The organism is Microcoleus vaginatus HSN003 (assembly GCF_022701255.1).
Taxonomy (GTDB): domain Bacteria; phylum Cyanobacteriota; class Cyanobacteriia; order Cyanobacteriales; family Microcoleaceae; genus Microcoleus; species Microcoleus vaginatus_B.
Genome location: NZ_CP031705.1, coordinates 724,763 through 740,558, shown reverse-complemented (window position 1 = coordinate 740,558; position 15,796 = coordinate 724,763). Strand labels below are relative to the sequence as shown.

Sequence of the window (15,796 nt, the reverse complement as noted above, 5' to 3'; positions counted from 1 at the left end):
GATTTTGACTGTTACTTAAGAAGTAGATTCTCACAGGTACTGACCACTACGGCGCTAGCGGCTCGCTGTTCATTCGACCTGGAAGAAGCTGGAGGAGCGCGTTAGCGAAGCCCTCGAAGAGGATCGCACATCTGGAACAGTCTTAGCTTAGCGATGCAAAATAACTCATGTATACAGAGTTATTTACAGATTAAATGATTATTAATAAATATTCTCAAAAAATGTGGAGTGCCAGCTTATAAATTAACGTTTTTAAAAGAAAAACGTTATATTTTTTGAAAAATTTAAGTATTAAATTATTGAATTAAGTGATTTGTTTTGTAGACGTTGCTGATTTACGGTCTAAAAGGCTAAATATGCAATCGCTTTCTGGGTCAAAAACTCTAAATTTCACTAGATAAGGGTAGCAACTCATTGAAGCTAAAAATAATTATGCTTTTTCAGGAACGCTTTCATTGCATCGGACAAAGGAGGCTCAACATGGAAATTTCCAAATTCATTAATAAACTTAGCCCATGTATCTGATAGCAGCCCCTGTCTTCGCAAGTATGGATGCAACCAAATCCACTGGATCGCGTAACCTGAAGCTCGAAGTCTAAAGCAGCAGGCTCCAATACAGGGTACTTTAAATTCTTTGGGATAGCCTTTAGCTTCAGGATCCAGAGAAATGCAACATGATTGGGGTCTTTTTCTTCGCCTTCATAACCATACTGAACAAAATCATACTCAAACTCACGACGGAAAAACTGTGCTATGCGATAAACGGCTTTGCGATAGGTTTTGGGAGACTTGACAGTTACCTTAATTGGATTAAATAGATGATTGCCACTGATTAAAGGGCAAACTATATCAGTAGGTGCGATTCGTTTAGCCGAAACCCGAAAGGGGGGATGGCTAGCAACGGTGGGGTAAACCCAATCAAGGTTGGAGTTCGCACTTTAATCCCTCGCCGATGACAACTTACTATTCATGCAGGTGAGGAAACCTAGTCGAGCATCTAGCCAAGACAACTAGGGGGAAGCGGGAAAGATGAAGGTACACGCCAACATCATAACCAAAATCCAGAATAAACCAAGTCCTGACATCATGGTGCGTGATTGAAAGCACACAGAGAACCAGAGTTAAATTTGGTTTCCTCTACACAAAGATTGACAACCTTGGTGTAAAGCGAGGGTGAACGCGGGCTATCGGGATAGCTGAATACCGACACCGCAAGCAAAAATCCTATAACCGAATCATTGCGAAAGTAATGAAGTCGTGGGGTAGAAGCGCAAGCTAACAAATTGTCGAAACAACCGTCGTAATATGGTACCAGAGGATATAAGCTAGTCAGAAAAATCTGAACTTCTGGGTCAGGAATATCTGACAAGGGTAAGGACTATCAGGATTCTAATACCGAGATAGCGCACCACCTAGAACCCCGGCGGAGAAGACGAACCCTAACGGATTTAATCAATGGATAGTAGGAACGAAGTAATCCTTTTGTATGCTCCTCTTCAAATCGATTGTGGAGGTAGGCTGTCAGGCTACACGCTGCGAAAGGCTGGGATGGTTTAAGAAGCTAATGCCTAACCTGAAATAACAGGTAATGCCGAAAAAGGGATGGGGTAATGCCCAGGATATGCTGACGTAAACCGCGAAGGTGATTAAGTGAAAAGGTGCAATTAGTAATGGACAAGCCTAAATCTGATTTGGCAACAAATACAGAGGGATGGAAGGATATCAATTGGCGTCAAGCTGAAAGATATGTTTTCAAGTTGCAAAAACGCATTTTCGCGGCTAACCGTTGTGGAGATGTCAAGAAAGTTCGTAAACTTCAAAAGACGCTGATGAGGTCTTGGTCTAATAGGATTTTGTCAGTAAGAAGGGTCACTCAGGACAATACTGGTAAAAAGACGGCAGGAGTGGACGGAGTGAAAAGCCTATCCCCAGCAGCTCGTCTAGAACTGGCAAGGGAATTAAAGCTAACTGGCAGATCCAAACCAACTAGAAGAGTTTGGATACCAAAACCAGGAAGTAATGAAAAACGCCCACTGGGTATACCTGTAATGTACGACAGAGCCTTACAAGCCGTAGTAAAATCCGCACTTGAGCCGGAATGGGAGGCAATTTTTGAGCCAAACAGCTATGGTTTTAGACCCGGCAGGTCATGTCACGATGCGATTAAGCAGATTAAACTCTGTATTCAACATAAAGCGAAGTTTGTATTAGATGCAGACATAGCAAAGTGTTTTGACCGCATCAACCATTATGAACTAATCCAAAAGTTGAACATAAAAGGCAAAGTCAGGAGACAAGTAAAATCCTGGCTAAAATCTGGAGTAATTGACGATGGAGTGTTCACTGCTACATCTGAGGGTACGCCACAAGGCGGGGTCATTTCTCCGTTATTGGCAAATATTGCCCTCCACGGGCTTGAGAATACACTCATGGAATATGCCAGAACCATAGACCTGCAAAACAAACGGGGTCATCAAGAAAGCTGGCAAAATAAAGTAGGTTCCTTGAGTTTCATCAGATACGCTGATGATTTCGTGGTCATACACAAAGATAAGCTCGTAGTTCAAAGATGCCGAGAGATAATCTCGGAATGGTTAGTTGGCATGGGTTTAGAATTAAAACCTGAGAAGACAAGGCTAACTCACACTTTCAAGGATGAATTAAGTGAGGATGGTAAAGCTGGTTTTGACTTTTTAGGTCATCACATAAGACAATACCCTGCTGGAAAACATCGGAGCAGTTTAAGTCCGCACCGTGAGATATTAGGTTTTAACACACTCATCACCCCAAATAAGAAGTCAAGTAAGGCTCACCAAGAGGAAATCGGAAGAATCATCAAAAAACACAGGTCATCGCCACAAGCGGCGTTAATTAAAGACTTAAACCCTGTAATAAGGGGATGGACTTCTTTCTATACAAACTCTGACGCAAGAACCGTTGGAGAACTCTCTAAACAAGATAACCTCACATACCTGAAACTTCGACGTTGGGCAAAACGCCGTTGTGGAAACACCAAGGCAGGACATCAACTGTATTGGCACACCATTGGCGGTAATAACTGGGTATTCTCAACCAGAGAAGAGGGAGCGAACCCCCTTCGGTTACTACAACATAGTGAATTCGAGTGTAGCAGCACCGACTATGTGAAAGTTAAAGGGGATAAAAGTCCTTACGATGGCGACCTGGTTTATTGGAGTTCAAGGATGGGGAAAAATCCTGAATTGTCAAGTCGATTGGCACTGCTCTTAAAAAAGCAGAAGGGTAAATGTTCTCATTGCGAATTTACTTTCAGAAATGAAGATGTAATGGAAGTTGACCATATCGTCCCCAGAGCCATTGGAGGTAAGGATGAGTACAAAAATCTTCAACTATTGCATCGGCATTGTCACGATGTTAAAACTAAAACCGACTTGGAATTAATCAGGAAACATAACCTGAAACTCGTATCTTCAGGAAAGAAACATCAAACAAATCGGAAGAAGGGGAAGCCCTCAGATGACAAGAGTACACCCGAGTAGCCGTGTGCTATGAAAGTGGCAAGCACGGTTCCGAATGGGAGGGAGAAGATGGTAACATCTTCTCTCGACCCTACCCTTCAGGCTTGATTGCACGCATAGATTCGATTTCGTGGGTTTGGTGTTTTTGAAACTGAATATATGAATTATAATTGAGAAAACCTCTTTATATACTGCCGAAGCGACTGCAAAATGAATTCTCGGTGTTGTTAAAGCCCGATCGCCCATCCCACTCTCCAACCCCGCCACCGCAGACGCGCGATCGCACTTACGTGTAATCTTGCATAAGTTCGATCGCCCCCAACATCCCCCAAAACTTCAATTACTACCGGATCGTCGATCGAAGTGACAGAGATCGACTAAAGTAAACAGAAATTATTATGGGCGGTAATTAGAGTGATCGAGACTTTAGCAACAGGAGTCGCAGCAGCAGGTTCGCTGCTAGCATTGGGCGGGTTAGGCCTAGAGTTGAACTATCGCCGGACTGGAAGTCCAAATAAATTAGAACTAACAGCCGGAGAATGGCACTTAGCCATCTCCGAACCCAACCGCTATCTTTTAGTCGGGGAAATGGAGTTCCGCAACCTGACACAGCGGTTTGAGGTTATGTTGCCAGAAGTGCGGGCACAGGTGAAACTGCTGTCTGACGGAAGTTTAGATGGCGTTACTTCCCAGACAAAGGTGATTCCTTGCCACAAAGAGGCAGCAGCCAGAGCAGACGATTACTGGTTCGGCTATATTGTTAAAGCCCAAAAAAACACGAAAATTAAAGTCTCTGTAGACATTCAAGGGCAAGATTTAACCAAATTGCAATCAGCTTGGGTGCAAGTACACTTCGTCACCTACGGCCCAGGCGGGCGCATCCCCAAAGTCCGTAACGTAGTAGTCCCGCTGCAATTTCCCAACTCCGACACCGTACCCATCGCCCGAAATGTCGGAGTTGCAGAAGTCTTGCCGATTCGCACTCACATACTGGCGGAACTGGACAATCCCGTCGAAATTGTCAAGCGGTACGTGCTGCCGCGCGCCCAGAAAGGCGATATTGTCGCCCTGGCAGAAACTCCCTTAGCTTTGATGCAGGGACGCTACCGCCATCCCAGCGAAGTCAAACCCGGATGGGCGGCAAAGCGAGTGTGCTTGTTTTTCTTGCCCACGTCGAGTTTGGCCACAGCTTGCGGAATGCAGACGTTGGTTGATGTAGTAGGCCCTTGGCGCGTAGTAGCAGCATTTGCGATCGGCGCTGTGGCTAAAATATTTGGTCAACCGGGAGTCTTTTACCAACTAGCAGGGGAACAAGCCAGGCTGATCGATGACGTTACCGGGACATTGCCTCCCTTCGACCAATTTATTGTCCTCGGCCCAGACAATCCCCAGCAAGTTGTAGAAGAAATTCAACGAGAAACCGGACTTGCGGCGGCGATCGTAGACGCTAATGACTTGAAAGCAGTTAAGATATTAGCAGCGACCTCCGATTTATCGGTAACATTTTTAGAGCAAGCCTTACGTAGCAACCCCGCCGGGAATGCTGACGAGCGAACACCGGTCGTTGTAATTCGACCTCTGCCACAAAAATCTTGAGTTGAAAACTGAAAATTAAAAATTCAAAAAGATGATTGGCAATTTTTAATTTTCGATCGAGCAAGAAAGGGAGAAGAATCAAAAGTTATAAGTTTTGAAATCAAAATTTACCCATTCAAAACAAAAAACTTCCCTAACTCTTCCCCTTTCTGAATTTTTATTTTTAAATTTCCATTCTCCACTTTTATGCTATGACTTCATTTCCCTCCCAAAACCAAAACCCGGTTGTGATTCGCCCGTTTCAGTATCGCGACATCGAGGTGATGGAACAACTGTGCGCGGAAACAGCCGAAGAGCCAGAAAATCGCAAGGGCGCAAGCTGCGACGTGGTGCTAGGTAAAAAGTTGCAGCAGATTCGCCGCTGGTACGGACTGCTAAAGATTTTTAGCTTGTTTCCCAACCCTTGTCAGTCTCTGTTTCGGGCCCACGTGGCCGAAGAAGAGGGGACCGTTAAGGGCATAATTCAGATTTCTCCTTTCAACCGCACCCGCAGCACTTGGCGGATCGATCGCATAGGAGTAGACCCAGAAGCCCGCAGCAAAGGAATTGGTTCAATGCTGCTGCGGTACTGCTTTGAGGCAGTCTGGGAGGCGCGGACATGGCTGTTGGAAGTGAATGTCGGCGACAAAACTTCCTTGGCTTTGTATCGGCAGAACGGGTTTCAGCCTTTGGCCCAGATGACTTACTGGACGATCGCCCCAGAACGCCTGCAAGAAATGGCCAACTCGACCCCAGATTTGCCCAACCTGCTACCTGTTAGCAACGCCGACGCTCAGTTGCTCTATCAACTGGATACCGCGTCTATGCCGCCCCTGGTGCGCCAAGTATTCGATCGCCACATTCAAGATTTCAAAACCAGTTTTTTCGGCGCTTTAATCGAAGGTGTCAGACAGTGGCTGGGCAAAACAGAAGTAGTTAGCGGTTACGTATTTGAACCGCAGCGCAAAGCCGCGATCGGTTATTTTCAGGTGCAGCTATCCCGCAACGGCCAGCAACCGCACGTCGCCCAGTTGACGGTACACCCGGCCTACACTTGGCTGTACCCGGAACTGCTGTCCCAGATGGCGCGCCTTGTTCAAGATTTCCCAGTTCAAAGCCTGCAACTAGCTTCCGCTGACTATCAGCCGGAGCGGGAAGCTTATTTAGAGCAATTTGGAGCAGTGCGCGTGGAACACAGTTTGCTGATGTCTCGATCGGTGTGGCACAAATTGCGCGAGTCCAAGTTAGTCTCTCTCGAAGGACTCCAGCTATCAGAAATGTTGCAGAGCTTCCAGCCAACTCGCAAACCCGTACCGGGCCGGATGTCCTGGCTCGGCCCGATGGCTGGGGAAGCAACAGCAGGGCACCCGTCCTGTGAGATTAAACCTCTGTTGGCTGACTCAGGAAACAGTCAAACGAATCAAGTTAACCCCTTGGGCGGCCAAAATTCCGAATCAGCAGCAACTGATGGCAGCAGCATTTTGCCTTTAAATCTGCCAGAGTTGCCTCTAGACGGCGGCTGGCCGGGAGAACTCAATTCTTAATAAGTGAAAGCAGAAGGTAAAAGGTAGAAGGCAGAAAAAAAGAAAATTAATCATCCAATAAATTACTTTTTTTCTGTCATCTTCCCAAAATATCCCTTCTGCTTTTGATTAATATCAACTTAAGATTACCTATCTTCTCTTCTTTCTTCGCGTCCTTAGCGTCTTCGCGGTTCGTTAAAAAAAAATCGGTAACTAACAAAGAAGTAAATCTAAAATCTAAAATCTAAAATCTAAAATTGCTTGATTGATAATGTCCAACGATAAATTATGGATTTCAGCACTAGGATTAGATATCGGCCTCAAACGAGTCGGCATCGCCGGATGTGACGGCACCGGTTTAATAGCTACAGGCATTACAACACTGGTACGATCGTCCTTCGAGCGAGACGTAGCTTATCTCCGAGAGCTCGTGCGAGAGCGGAGAGTGGAAATTTTGGTTGCAGGCTTGCCCTACTCCCTGAACGGAGAATTAGGCGCTCAAGCCCGACAAGTGCAGAAATATGCTACTCGCATCGCCACAGCCTTAGAGCTCCCCCTAGAATACGTGGACGAGCGCCTGACTTCGGTTGAGGCCGAGGAATTGATGAAAACACAAGGGATTTCGGTGTCGCAAAATAAGGGTGCGATCGATCGCAAAGCAGCAGCCCTGATTTTGCAGCAGTGGCTAGACGAGCGAAGGCAAAATATCTCCGCCCTTCCCAATCCTTGATAGCTTGTAACAGAGGCGTGATATCCTGGTTGTGCAAGTTTGCTACGCACACCTGTAACCCTTGACAAACTGGAGAAAATTCTGCTGTACCCTCGGTAGTGAAGAAGCACAAAATCGTGATTTGTCCTCAGTGTCGCTTGCTGACTCGACTGACATTTAAACGCTGCACTCCTCGCCTGTGGAAAAGGCCGCGAGTCTCGCGGTTTAAGCTTGTGGACTGGCGATCGCCCACTTAGCCAGAATATCGCCACGAAAATTCCCAATTGTCAAGCCAACGTTACTGAATTATTGACGGAAAATAAGATACACGCGATGTCCTCATCCCCATACCGCAAAAAAGAAAATGGCAATTCCAACGAAGAGTCCGTCACCTTGACGGATGAAGTTGGGCGATCGCTGACTTGCAACATAGAATATTCTATGAACCTAGAAGGTGAAGAATACGCTTTGCTGCTGCCAATTGACTCGCCAGTAGAAATTTTTACCTGGCACGGAGACGATAACGACGAAGCAGCAATTCCTGTAGAAGACGAAACAGAAATTGACAAAATTTTTGATACCGCTAAAGTTGTCCTGCAAGAGCAGAACTTGACACTCCGACGCACAGCGGTGACGCTGACTGTGGTTGGCGAATTGCCGGAATTTCCCGAAGAGGATATGGCATCCGATGTCGATCCAGATGAGGAGTCCGAGTTCGAGGAACTGATGTGGCTGACCAGCTTCTACCACGAAGAACAGGAATATGCGATTTATACGCCTCTAGACCCGTTCTTTATCTTGGCTCGCATGAATGATGACGGCACGCCAGAATTGCTATCAGAAGAAGAGTTCCAAAGGCTGGAACCGATGTTACCTATGCTGGAAGACCAGTTCTTTGACGAGCTGGATTAGATATTAATTGCAGGCACAAGGTCTGATGGCAAAAAGCAGAATTTTTTACTATTTTATAAAAAAGTAAACTGCTCGCCCGATCGAACTTTTTCTAGATGGCCGCTTCTGCCTTCGCGATCGGGCTTTTGAATTGGGCCGCGTGAATTGGGTCTTTAAAAGGGCTTGTATTCGTAACTTTTCGGTCATCAATCGTAGGTCATCAGTCATTAGTCGCTAGTTAACCGCCGCTTATCGAGGACAACGGACTATGAGTAAACAACAACTGACAAAAGGCAACGCGCGCGAGGGAAGAAAAGGTACTTCGCAAGTCTCTAAATGGTTGTTTTATCTGGCGTTGCTGCCGGCAATCTGGGGCGTTTGCGCTTGGCAAGGCTGGGCTTGGTGGAGCTGGGCTTCGGCGCCGCCTAAAATCACATCCTCATCGGGGAATCCGGCAGAAGATGCTGCTGTTTCGATCCAAATCCCGGAGGGTACTCCCAGTCAAAAAATCGGCCGGGATTTAGAGGCTGCGGGGTTAATTCGATCGAGCTCGGCATGGAATATGTGGGCCCGCTGGCTGACTCTGCAAAACCGCGAGGGAGGTTTTCAAGCAGGAACTTACCAACTGTCGCCGACTCAGCCTCTGAGTGCAGTTGCTGACAAAATTTGGAAGGGCGAAGTTGTACAGCAGAGTTTCACGATTCCCGAAGGGTGGTCGCTACAACAAATGAGCGCTTATTTTGAAGCGCAAGGCTTTTTTCCGGCTAAGGATTTTATGGCTGTCGCGAGTCAAGTTCCCTACGCTCAGTACCCTTGGCTACCCAGCGGATTGCCTCATTTGGAAGGGTTTTTGTACCCGGATACTTATCAGCTAGACGGCGATGCAATTACCCCGCAAGCTGTCATCAAGCAAATGCTCGGTCGTTTCGAGCAGTTGGCTTTGCCGATCTATCAAAAGAATCAGAAGAATACTAAGCTGGATTTGAAAGAGTGGGTGACGCTGGCGAGTATTGTGGAAAAAGAGGCTGTGGTGGCGGGCGAGCGCAATCGCATTTCAGGGGTATTCAACAACCGTCTGAATAAGGGTATGCCCTTGGGTTCTGACCCGACGGTTGAATACGCCCTCGGCATTAGGCAAACGAAGGAGAAGCCTTTGACTTTCAAGCAGGTGGAAACGCCTTCTCCTTACAATACTTATATTAATGTAGGCCTGCCGCCAACTCCGATCGCAGCTCCGGGAATAGCAAGTCTGGAAGCGACTCTGACTCCAGAAAAGACAGAATACCTGTATTTTATGGCTCGATACGACGGCACTCACATTTTTAGCCGCACGCAGGCGGAACACGATGCTGCTATTGCTAAAGTTGACCAGCAGTTGCGATTGAATCCATAGATGGGCAATCACTAATAAAAAAGTAAAAAGTCAAAAGTAACAAAGAAAAAGCCATAATTATTCACTTTTGATTTTTTACTTTTTCAATCTTTAACTCCCAATTTCTTATGTGTCAATCTAAAATCTAAAATCTAAAACCTAAAATCATTATGACTTGGGGTAAACTATTACAGCCTGACTTAGTTCTAGGCAATTCGGTCGTGAATTTAACGGTAGATATTCTGCAAAAATATCAGATTAAAGGATTAGTTTTGGATGTGGACGAAACTCTCGTTCCCATTACGGCAATGAATGCTTCTCCTGAACTCAGTTTGTGGGTGCAAGAAATTAAACCCGTGGTATCGCTGTGGTTGGCGAGTAATAATTTAAGCCAGACTCGGATCGGTCGAATTGCTGATTCTTTGAATCTACCTTACATTACAGGTGCGGCTAAGCCGTCGCGCCGCAAGCTGCGAACAGCAGTGGCTGCAATGAATTTGCCGGTGGAACAGGTGGCGATGGTGGGCGATCGACTTTTTACTGATGTTTTAGCTGGCAATCGTTTGGGTATGTTTACTATTTTAGTGGAACCAATGGTTGATGCTGGGTATGCGCTTCGCAAGTATCCGGTGCGCTCTTTTGAAGTTTGGGTTTCTCAAGTTTTGGGAGCTTCTCTGAAAATTAAAGATTAAAATTGGGCATGGGGCATGAGGCCTTGGGAATTGGTAATTAGGAATTAGGAATTGGGAATTGGTAACTAATGGCAACAGACAACAGTCAACAGTCAACAGTCAACAGTCAACAGTCAACAGTCAACAGACAACAGACTAAAACTATTGTTGTTAAAATTGGAACTTCGACTCTGACTCGATCGACTACCGGAAACTTAGCTCTTTCAACTATTGCTGCATTAGTCGAAATTTTAGCCGGTTTGCGGCAGCAAGGTCATCGAGTAGTTTTGGTTTCTTCGGGTGCGGTTGGGGTGGGCTGCGCGCGCTTGGGTTTGACGGAACGCCCGCGAAATATTGCTATGAAACAGGCTGTGGCGGCTGTGGGCCAAGGGCGGCTGATGCGGGTGTACGATGACTTGTTTACTACTCTACAACAGCCGATCGCTCAAGTATTGCTCACCAGGGGCGATTTAGTGCAGCGTAATGGTTATGTTAATGCTTGCAATACTTTTCAGCAACTGCTCAGATTGGGCGTGATTCCGATCGTCAATGAAAACGATACAGTAGCGGTAGACGAGCTCAAATTTGGCGATAACGATACGCTTTCGGCGCTAGTAGCGAGTTTGGTAGAAGCAGATTGGTTGTTTGTGCTCACAGATGTCGATCGGCTGTATTCCGCAGATCCGCGCAGCAATCCCGACGCGCAGCCGATCGCCCTCGTCCAAAGTATGGCACAGCTCACAGAATTTCAGGTGCAAACAGGAGATTCCCGCAGCGGTTGGGGAACCGGCGGAATGGTGACAAAAATTGAAGCGGCGAGAATAGCAACTGCATCGGGAGTGCGTACAGTCATCACTGACGGCTGCTTTCCTGGTAATATCGAGAAAATACTTAACGGAGAGTCGATCGGTACTCAATTCGAGCCTCAACCGCGCCCTGTAAACGCTCGCAAGCACTGGATAGCTAACGTGCTAATTCCTGCCGGAAAACTATATTTAGATGCCGGTGCTGTCAAGGCAATTTCCCACGGCGGAAAATCGCTTTTAGCTGCGGGTATTGCTCAAGTAGAAGGAGAATTTCAAGCTGATGATTCCGTGCAGTTGTGCGATGCAGCCGGCAAGCAAATTGGTAGAGGGCTTGTGAATTATAACAGTTTAGAATTGAGACAAATCCAGGGCTGCAAGTCAGAGAAAATTGCTGAGATTTTAGGCTATGCAGGCGTAGAAACGGCGGTACACCGGGATAATTTAGTGATTGTTTAAACTACCCAATATCGAGACAGTCGATCGGGCAATGAGCGAAGGCAGAAATTGAGGATATTTGCAGCACCGTCTTGCAAGAATTGGTTTGGCTGTGTCGGAATAGCTCGTTCATCGATTCTGTAAACAGTTCAAATAAATTTTTTGCTAATTCTAAAGCTGCTTGGTATTCCGCATCAGTAAGTTTGACCTCTGCTAAAATTTGCAACATCTCTGGCGTGTTTAAAAGGTGATAATTTTCTAAACCCCCATAAGATCCTCCAAAATCAACAGATTCTTTTTGGTTAATTTTCTGTAATTCCATTACCACTGCTAGCGCCGCCTCAAAAAAAACTTGGGCAGTTCCTTCGAGGACTTCCACTAACACGAGTTTCTGAATGGGAGAAGCTTTCCAAGCATAGCGTTCGATCACTGAACAAAGCGATCGAGTTTTTTTAGTTTCTTCACCCCAAAGCAGTCTGAAGTCGCCGTAACTCATTAACTGATTTAAGCCCAGTTCCTCTAGGTATTCTAGATAGTCGTGCCAGTAATAGTTTTTTTTATAAGTATATTTATTAATTAGTTCCTGAACTTTGTTATTACTAGAAGATTCTCGCAGTACATATTTATTTAAATCGCTCAATCCCACAGCCAAAGGAGCGAGTACAGGTGCAAAAATTAGTCGTTGATTCGCGTGAATCTGTTTATTGGCTAGAAAGTCAAACAATGGCAATTTTGCAAACTCTTGTTTTTTAGGTTCAATGAATGCTACAATGCCTTTCATACTTTTTTCGCCTGAATGGTTGCTGTCAAGATAATCTTCATACATCCGTTAATTATCTATATTTTCGCGCCTAAATAATTGTGTTTATCATCATACATATTTGTATTTGATATCATAGGTAAGAGTGTTTGCAGTCACAGGAAATTGTGACTTGTATCATATTGGGCCAGAAGTTTGAGCATCTTGTTCGCTAGAAATAAAATGTTCTACATTTAAATTACATATTTCGGGCGTTGCTCAAAGCGACCCCACAATAGTTTGATTATTTCTTTACAGACCATTTAAAGGCTGATTAGCTTATCTAGGCAAGTGAGCATCCTGCTCGCACTCCTAAAAAATGCTTTTTACAAAATCCAGGGGAGCCATGCAAATCAGTCCTAGACACATAGGGGTCTAGAAACCCGGTTTCTTGGCAGATTCCTCGCTGCTAAACCCAGATTTATCGTAGAAACCGGGTTTCTTTAACCCTTGCTTTTATTGCTTCTTCCCTCTTTCCTCTTCCCTGTTCTTATTCCTTATTCCTTCTTCCTTCGGCCATAAGTCTCAAAATGACAATTTCCAATTCCCAGAATTGCCTTTATGTGCGTTCTGAGTTACTCTATCTTTTGGATCAGTTGACACAATTATAGGAGTTAATCTTGGAACGGACTTTTTTAGCGATTAAGCCCGACGGCGTACAGCGCGGACTCGTCGGCGAAATTATCGGTCGTTTTGAAGCCAAAGGCTTTAAGCTAGTTGGCATGAAGCTAATGACGGCGAGTCGCGAACTTGCCGAACAGCATTATGGCGTACATAAAGAAAGACCCTTTTTTGCGGGACTGGTAGACTTCATCACTTCCGGGCCGATGGTGGCGATGGTGTGGGAAGGCGACGGCGTTGTGGCCTCGGCGAGGAAAATGATTGGCGCAACAAATCCTCTGAATTCAGAACCGGGGACAATTCGCGGCGATTTGGCTGTGAATGTCGGTCGCAATATTATTCATGGTTCTGATGCTGTGGAAACTGCCAATGCGGAAATTAGCCTGTGGTTCAAGGAAGAAGAATTGAGTGCTTGGACACCTTGTTTAACTCCTTGGATTGTGGAGTAATGTTGATATTCTCCCGATGGTTAATCGGGAGATATAGCTTTTCTCAAACAGATAAACTCTCCTATCGCAGACTCACTCATAACTCTAAAATATAGAAGAGTTTGACTTTTTTACTTGTTACCCAGCTATTGCTAGTAACGAGAATAAAAAACGTTAATCGGAACTTAAAAACTCCAAATAATTATTAGTCAATTCTTTGACTGCTAATTCGTAAAACTGTTGACCGTGTTCGGGGGTTGCTAAGCCGGGATTTGAACCCATTCTCCCGTCGGGAAATCGGCGGCGGAAGTCAGTAGCACCGTAAATTTTGTGCCCGGAAGCGACTTCTTCCGAAAGCGGAGCTTGCTTGATTGCTTCTGGATAAAGGTACTGGGTTAAGGCGATTTCGCTGGGGGTGGCGTGGGAACCTTCTTGGTTTCCGTACAATTCTTTGGCTAGTTGGTACACTGAACCGCACATGAACCAATTGCCGATTTGACACTGGATTCGATCGGCATTCGGCAAATTCAAGTCTGACAAATGGGCGTATGTCTCGGAAAATGCTGCTTTCATGGTGGCAATGTTGCCGCCGTGACCGTTGATGAAGAAATATTTCTCAAATCCAGCTTTTGCCAAAGATGTGATGTAGTCCCTGATTACCAGTATCAGCGTCTGCGGTCGGAAGCTGATTGTGCCGGGAAAGCTGGTGTGGTGCAAAGCCATGCCTACATTAATTGTCGGGCCGATTAAGGCATTGGCAGCTTCGCCGACACCGCCGGCGATCGCCTTGGCGGCAATGGCGTCAGTCCCGATCAAGCCGGTGGGCCCGTGCTGTTCGGTGGAGCCGATCGGGATAATTATGCCTCGGGAGCTTTCGAGATAAGCTTCTACCTCGGGCCAGGTACTCAAATGCAGCAACATGATAGGCAGTCTACAGAATTTTTACTTGCTATGGTCGATCGTAGCCGGCACGGCAAGAAAAAGGAATTTGGGGGAACTTATTATTGTATTCTTAAAAAAAGCTCTACAGTGCGATCGCACTTTTACCGTTATATTACTTAACGTTAATAATTTAACCACTTGATAACCAAAATTTTACCTTTTAATAACCTTTTAAGAGTAGTATAACTAACATCTCCCTATTGATTGGGTGTTACGTGGTCAATTAACAGCGGGCAATGTTTTATGAAATTAACACCGACCCCGAAAAATGACCAGACTTCTGAGGCCTGGACGCAGGCAGACAGCGCGGTTCCGGCAACTGCTCTACGGCTGTATTCCTTACATGAGCAAGTAGCAAAAGTCGAACGCGTGTCTGTGGGATGGACGGGCGAAAGATTCTGAGCGATCGAACTTTCGAGCGATCGTTCGTACAAGCGATCTCCGCGTGAGAGTGCCTCAGCTACTGAAGAAGGCACCTCGCGCTAGCCACATACAAACATCACTCCCACTTATATTTATGTCTTCTGCTGAATTAAGCGAAAGTCCTTCAAGGTTGGCTGTTGGACAAGCCGGCCGTATCTTGTTATTGGAAGGTGAAGATCTGTTGCGGGAAATGCTAGCTTTAGCCCTTAAAGAACAGGGCTACGAGGTGGTGGTTACTAGCGACGGGCGCAACGCTCTGCCTTCTGTACAGGCTTCTTCGTCATACCACGGTGAAGGGAGCTTTAACCTGTTAATTATGGATTCAATTAACGGTTTGGATCTGTGTCGAATGTTACGGCATCAAGGCAATCCCGTCCCTATTTTGATTATAGGTGCTAGAGGAAGTGCCAACAATTGCGCTTTTTATCTAGAAGCCGGATCGGATGATTATCTGACCAAGCCTTTTGGAATGCGGGAGTTTATCGCTCGCTGTCGGGCGCTGATGCGACGCCAGCGCCTCGGTCGCTTACCGGAACCGAGGACGCTGCAATATAAAAGCATAACTCTGTATCCTGAAGAGTGCCGCGTGTTGGTTCGGGGTCTGGAAGTGAAATTTTCTCCTAAACAGTTTCGCTTACTAGAACTATTTATGAGTTATCCCCGGCGAGTTTGGTCTCGTGATCAGTTGCTGGAAAAAATTTGGGGTCAAGATTTTATCGGAGACAGCAAAACAGTTGACGTTCACATCCGTTGGCTACGCGAAAAGTTGGAAGTCGATCCGGGCCAACCGGAATATATTATTACGGTACGTGGGTTCGGCTATCGATTTGGTTGAATTTTTAAATCAGTTGTAGGATTGCAAGTTGGAGTCGAATAAACGTAGGGACACAACATTGTTGTGTCCTTATTTGTCTATGTAGAGTTCGCAATCCAAGAGCTTGAAGGCTCAACCCGTAGATCTATTGTATTGACCGTTGCCGTTATCTTTTACCGTGGGCGATCGATATAAACTCACATCTTGCACCATTCTCAAGAACAGGCAAGATGCCTGTTCCACAAAGAGTGAATTTCTTGTGGAACAGGCATCTTGCCTATTCATAAAAA

Annotated in this window: 15 protein-coding genes; 12 read left to right on the top strand and 3 right to left on the bottom strand. The window is 45.8% G+C overall.

What is annotated here, in order from left to right:
- Nucleotides 1-1,670: 1,670 nt before the first annotated feature.
- The 8 genes from ltrA (at nucleotide 1,671) to proB (ending at nucleotide 11,500) form a co-directional block, all read left to right on the top strand.
- The gene (ltrA, locus tag D0A37_RS03225; protein ID WP_242720977.1) at nucleotides 1,671-3,518 is read left to right on the top strand and encodes a group II intron reverse transcriptase/maturase; all 1,848 of its coding nucleotides are present in this window, start codon (nucleotides 1,671-1,673) and stop codon (nucleotides 3,516-3,518) included.
- A 393-nt stretch (nucleotides 3,519-3,911) separates the two neighbouring features.
- Complete coding sequence (locus D0A37_RS03220; protein ID WP_242720975.1) at nucleotides 3,912-5,093, top strand: coenzyme F420-0:L-glutamate ligase; 1,182 nt, start codon at nucleotides 3,912-3,914, stop codon at nucleotides 5,091-5,093.
- 191 nt (nucleotides 5,094-5,284) lie between these two features.
- Nucleotides 5,285-6,616, top strand: coding sequence for a GNAT family N-acetyltransferase (locus tag D0A37_RS03215; protein ID WP_242720973.1), 1,332 nt, complete (start codon nucleotides 5,285-5,287; stop codon nucleotides 6,614-6,616).
- 250 nt (nucleotides 6,617-6,866) lie between these two features.
- Nucleotides 6,867-7,325 carry a Holliday junction resolvase RuvX gene (gene ruvX / locus D0A37_RS03210; protein WP_242720970.1) on the top strand — a complete coding sequence of 153 codons (459 nt, stop codon included), beginning with the start codon at nucleotides 6,867-6,869 and terminating at the stop codon, nucleotides 7,323-7,325.
- Nucleotides 7,326-7,637: 312 nt separating this feature from the next.
- Nucleotides 7,638-8,216: a DUF3727 domain-containing protein gene (locus tag D0A37_RS03205; RefSeq protein ID WP_242720968.1), complete on the top strand. Its 579-nt coding sequence runs from the start codon at nucleotides 7,638-7,640 to the stop codon at nucleotides 8,214-8,216.
- A gap of 247 nt (nucleotides 8,217-8,463) precedes the next feature.
- Nucleotides 8,464-9,588 carry an endolytic transglycosylase MltG gene (gene mltG / locus D0A37_RS03200; RefSeq protein WP_242720966.1) on the top strand — a complete coding sequence of 375 codons (1,125 nt, stop codon included), beginning with the start codon at nucleotides 8,464-8,466 and terminating at the stop codon, nucleotides 9,586-9,588.
- Nucleotides 9,589-9,737: 149 nt separating this feature from the next.
- Complete coding sequence (locus D0A37_RS03195) at nucleotides 9,738-10,259, top strand: YqeG family HAD IIIA-type phosphatase (RefSeq protein ID WP_242720964.1); 522 nt, start codon at nucleotides 9,738-9,740, stop codon at nucleotides 10,257-10,259.
- Between the two features lie 68 nt (nucleotides 10,260-10,327).
- On the top strand, nucleotides 10,328-11,500 hold the full coding sequence (gene proB / locus D0A37_RS03190) for a glutamate 5-kinase (RefSeq protein WP_242720962.1): 1,173 nt from the start codon (nucleotides 10,328-10,330) through the stop codon (nucleotides 11,498-11,500).
- A 1-nt stretch (nucleotide 11,501) separates the two neighbouring features.
- Here proB and D0A37_RS03185 read toward each other — a convergent pair whose 3' ends face one another.
- Nucleotides 11,502-12,260, bottom strand: a complete 759-nt coding sequence (locus tag D0A37_RS03185) for a hypothetical protein (RefSeq protein WP_242720960.1) — start codon at nucleotides 12,258-12,260, stop codon at nucleotides 11,502-11,504.
- Between the two features lie 638 nt (nucleotides 12,261-12,898).
- Between D0A37_RS03185 and ndk the strand changes: the two genes are divergently transcribed.
- Entirely contained in the window at nucleotides 12,899-13,348 is a 450-nt protein-coding gene (ndk, locus tag D0A37_RS03180; protein WP_242720958.1) for a nucleoside-diphosphate kinase, read from the top strand.
- Nucleotides 13,349-13,501: 153 nt separating this feature from the next.
- Here ndk and D0A37_RS03175 read toward each other — a convergent pair whose 3' ends face one another.
- Nucleotides 13,502-14,248 (bottom strand): creatininase family protein, encoded by a 747-nt coding sequence (locus D0A37_RS03175; RefSeq protein ID WP_242720955.1) that lies wholly within the window; start codon nucleotides 14,246-14,248, stop codon nucleotides 13,502-13,504.
- Here D0A37_RS03175 and D0A37_RS03170 point away from each other — a divergent pair.
- From D0A37_RS03170 to D0A37_RS03160, 3 genes are all read left to right on the top strand, one after another.
- The gene (locus tag D0A37_RS03170) at nucleotides 14,237-14,389 is read left to right on the top strand and encodes a hypothetical protein (RefSeq protein ID WP_242725875.1); all 153 of its coding nucleotides are present in this window, start codon (nucleotides 14,237-14,239) and stop codon (nucleotides 14,387-14,389) included. The genes D0A37_RS03175 and D0A37_RS03170 overlap by 12 nt on opposite strands.
- A 123-nt stretch (nucleotides 14,390-14,512) precedes the next feature.
- Entirely contained in the window at nucleotides 14,513-14,671 is a 159-nt protein-coding gene (locus D0A37_RS03165) for a hypothetical protein (RefSeq protein WP_242720953.1), read from the top strand.
- A gap of 115 nt (nucleotides 14,672-14,786) precedes the next feature.
- Nucleotides 14,787-15,527 (top strand): winged helix-turn-helix domain-containing protein, encoded by a 741-nt coding sequence (locus tag D0A37_RS03160; RefSeq protein ID WP_242720951.1) that lies wholly within the window; start codon nucleotides 14,787-14,789, stop codon nucleotides 15,525-15,527.
- 111 nt (nucleotides 15,528-15,638) lie between these two features.
- On the opposite strand, the gene D0A37_RS03155 is transcribed toward D0A37_RS03160, so the two are convergent.
- A complete protein-coding gene (locus D0A37_RS03155) occupies nucleotides 15,639-15,791 on the bottom strand; it encodes a hypothetical protein (protein WP_242720949.1) in 153 nt (50 codons plus the stop codon).
- Nucleotides 15,792-15,796: the final 5 nt, after the last annotated feature.

Bases quoted from the DNA above. Each gene is read 5' to 3' on its own strand.
- D0A37_RS03215 (WP_242720973.1), top strand. From the start codon at position 5,285: ATGACTTCATTTCCCTCCCAAAACCAAAACCCGGTTGTGATTCGCCCG.
- proB (WP_242720962.1), top strand. From the start codon at position 10,328: ATGGCAACAGACAACAGTCAACAGTCAACAGTCAACAGTCAACAGTCA.
- D0A37_RS03160 (WP_242720951.1), top strand. From the start codon at position 14,787: ATGTCTTCTGCTGAATTAAGCGAAAGTCCTTCAAGGTTGGCTGTTGGA.
- ruvX (WP_242720970.1), top strand. From the start codon at position 6,867: ATGTCCAACGATAAATTATGGATTTCAGCACTAGGATTAGATATCGGC.
- D0A37_RS03165 (WP_242720953.1), top strand. From the start codon at position 14,513: ATGAAATTAACACCGACCCCGAAAAATGACCAGACTTCTGAGGCCTGG.
- ltrA (WP_242720977.1), top strand. From the start codon at position 1,671: ATGGACAAGCCTAAATCTGATTTGGCAACAAATACAGAGGGATGGAAG.
- D0A37_RS03195 (WP_242720964.1), top strand. From the start codon at position 9,738: ATGACTTGGGGTAAACTATTACAGCCTGACTTAGTTCTAGGCAATTCG.
- D0A37_RS03170 (WP_242725875.1), top strand. From the start codon at position 14,237: ATGCAGCAACATGATAGGCAGTCTACAGAATTTTTACTTGCTATGGTC.
- D0A37_RS03175 (WP_242720955.1), bottom strand. From the start codon at position 14,248: ATGTTGCTGCATTTGAGTACCTGGCCCGAGGTAGAAGCTTATCTCGAA.
- D0A37_RS03155 (WP_242720949.1), bottom strand. From the start codon at position 15,791: ATGAATAGGCAAGATGCCTGTTCCACAAGAAATTCACTCTTTGTGGAA.
- D0A37_RS03185 (WP_242720960.1), bottom strand. From the start codon at position 12,260: ATGAAAGGCATTGTAGCATTCATTGAACCTAAAAAACAAGAGTTTGCA.
- mltG (WP_242720966.1), top strand. From the start codon at position 8,464: ATGAGTAAACAACAACTGACAAAAGGCAACGCGCGCGAGGGAAGAAAA.
- D0A37_RS03205 (WP_242720968.1), top strand. From the start codon at position 7,638: ATGTCCTCATCCCCATACCGCAAAAAAGAAAATGGCAATTCCAACGAA.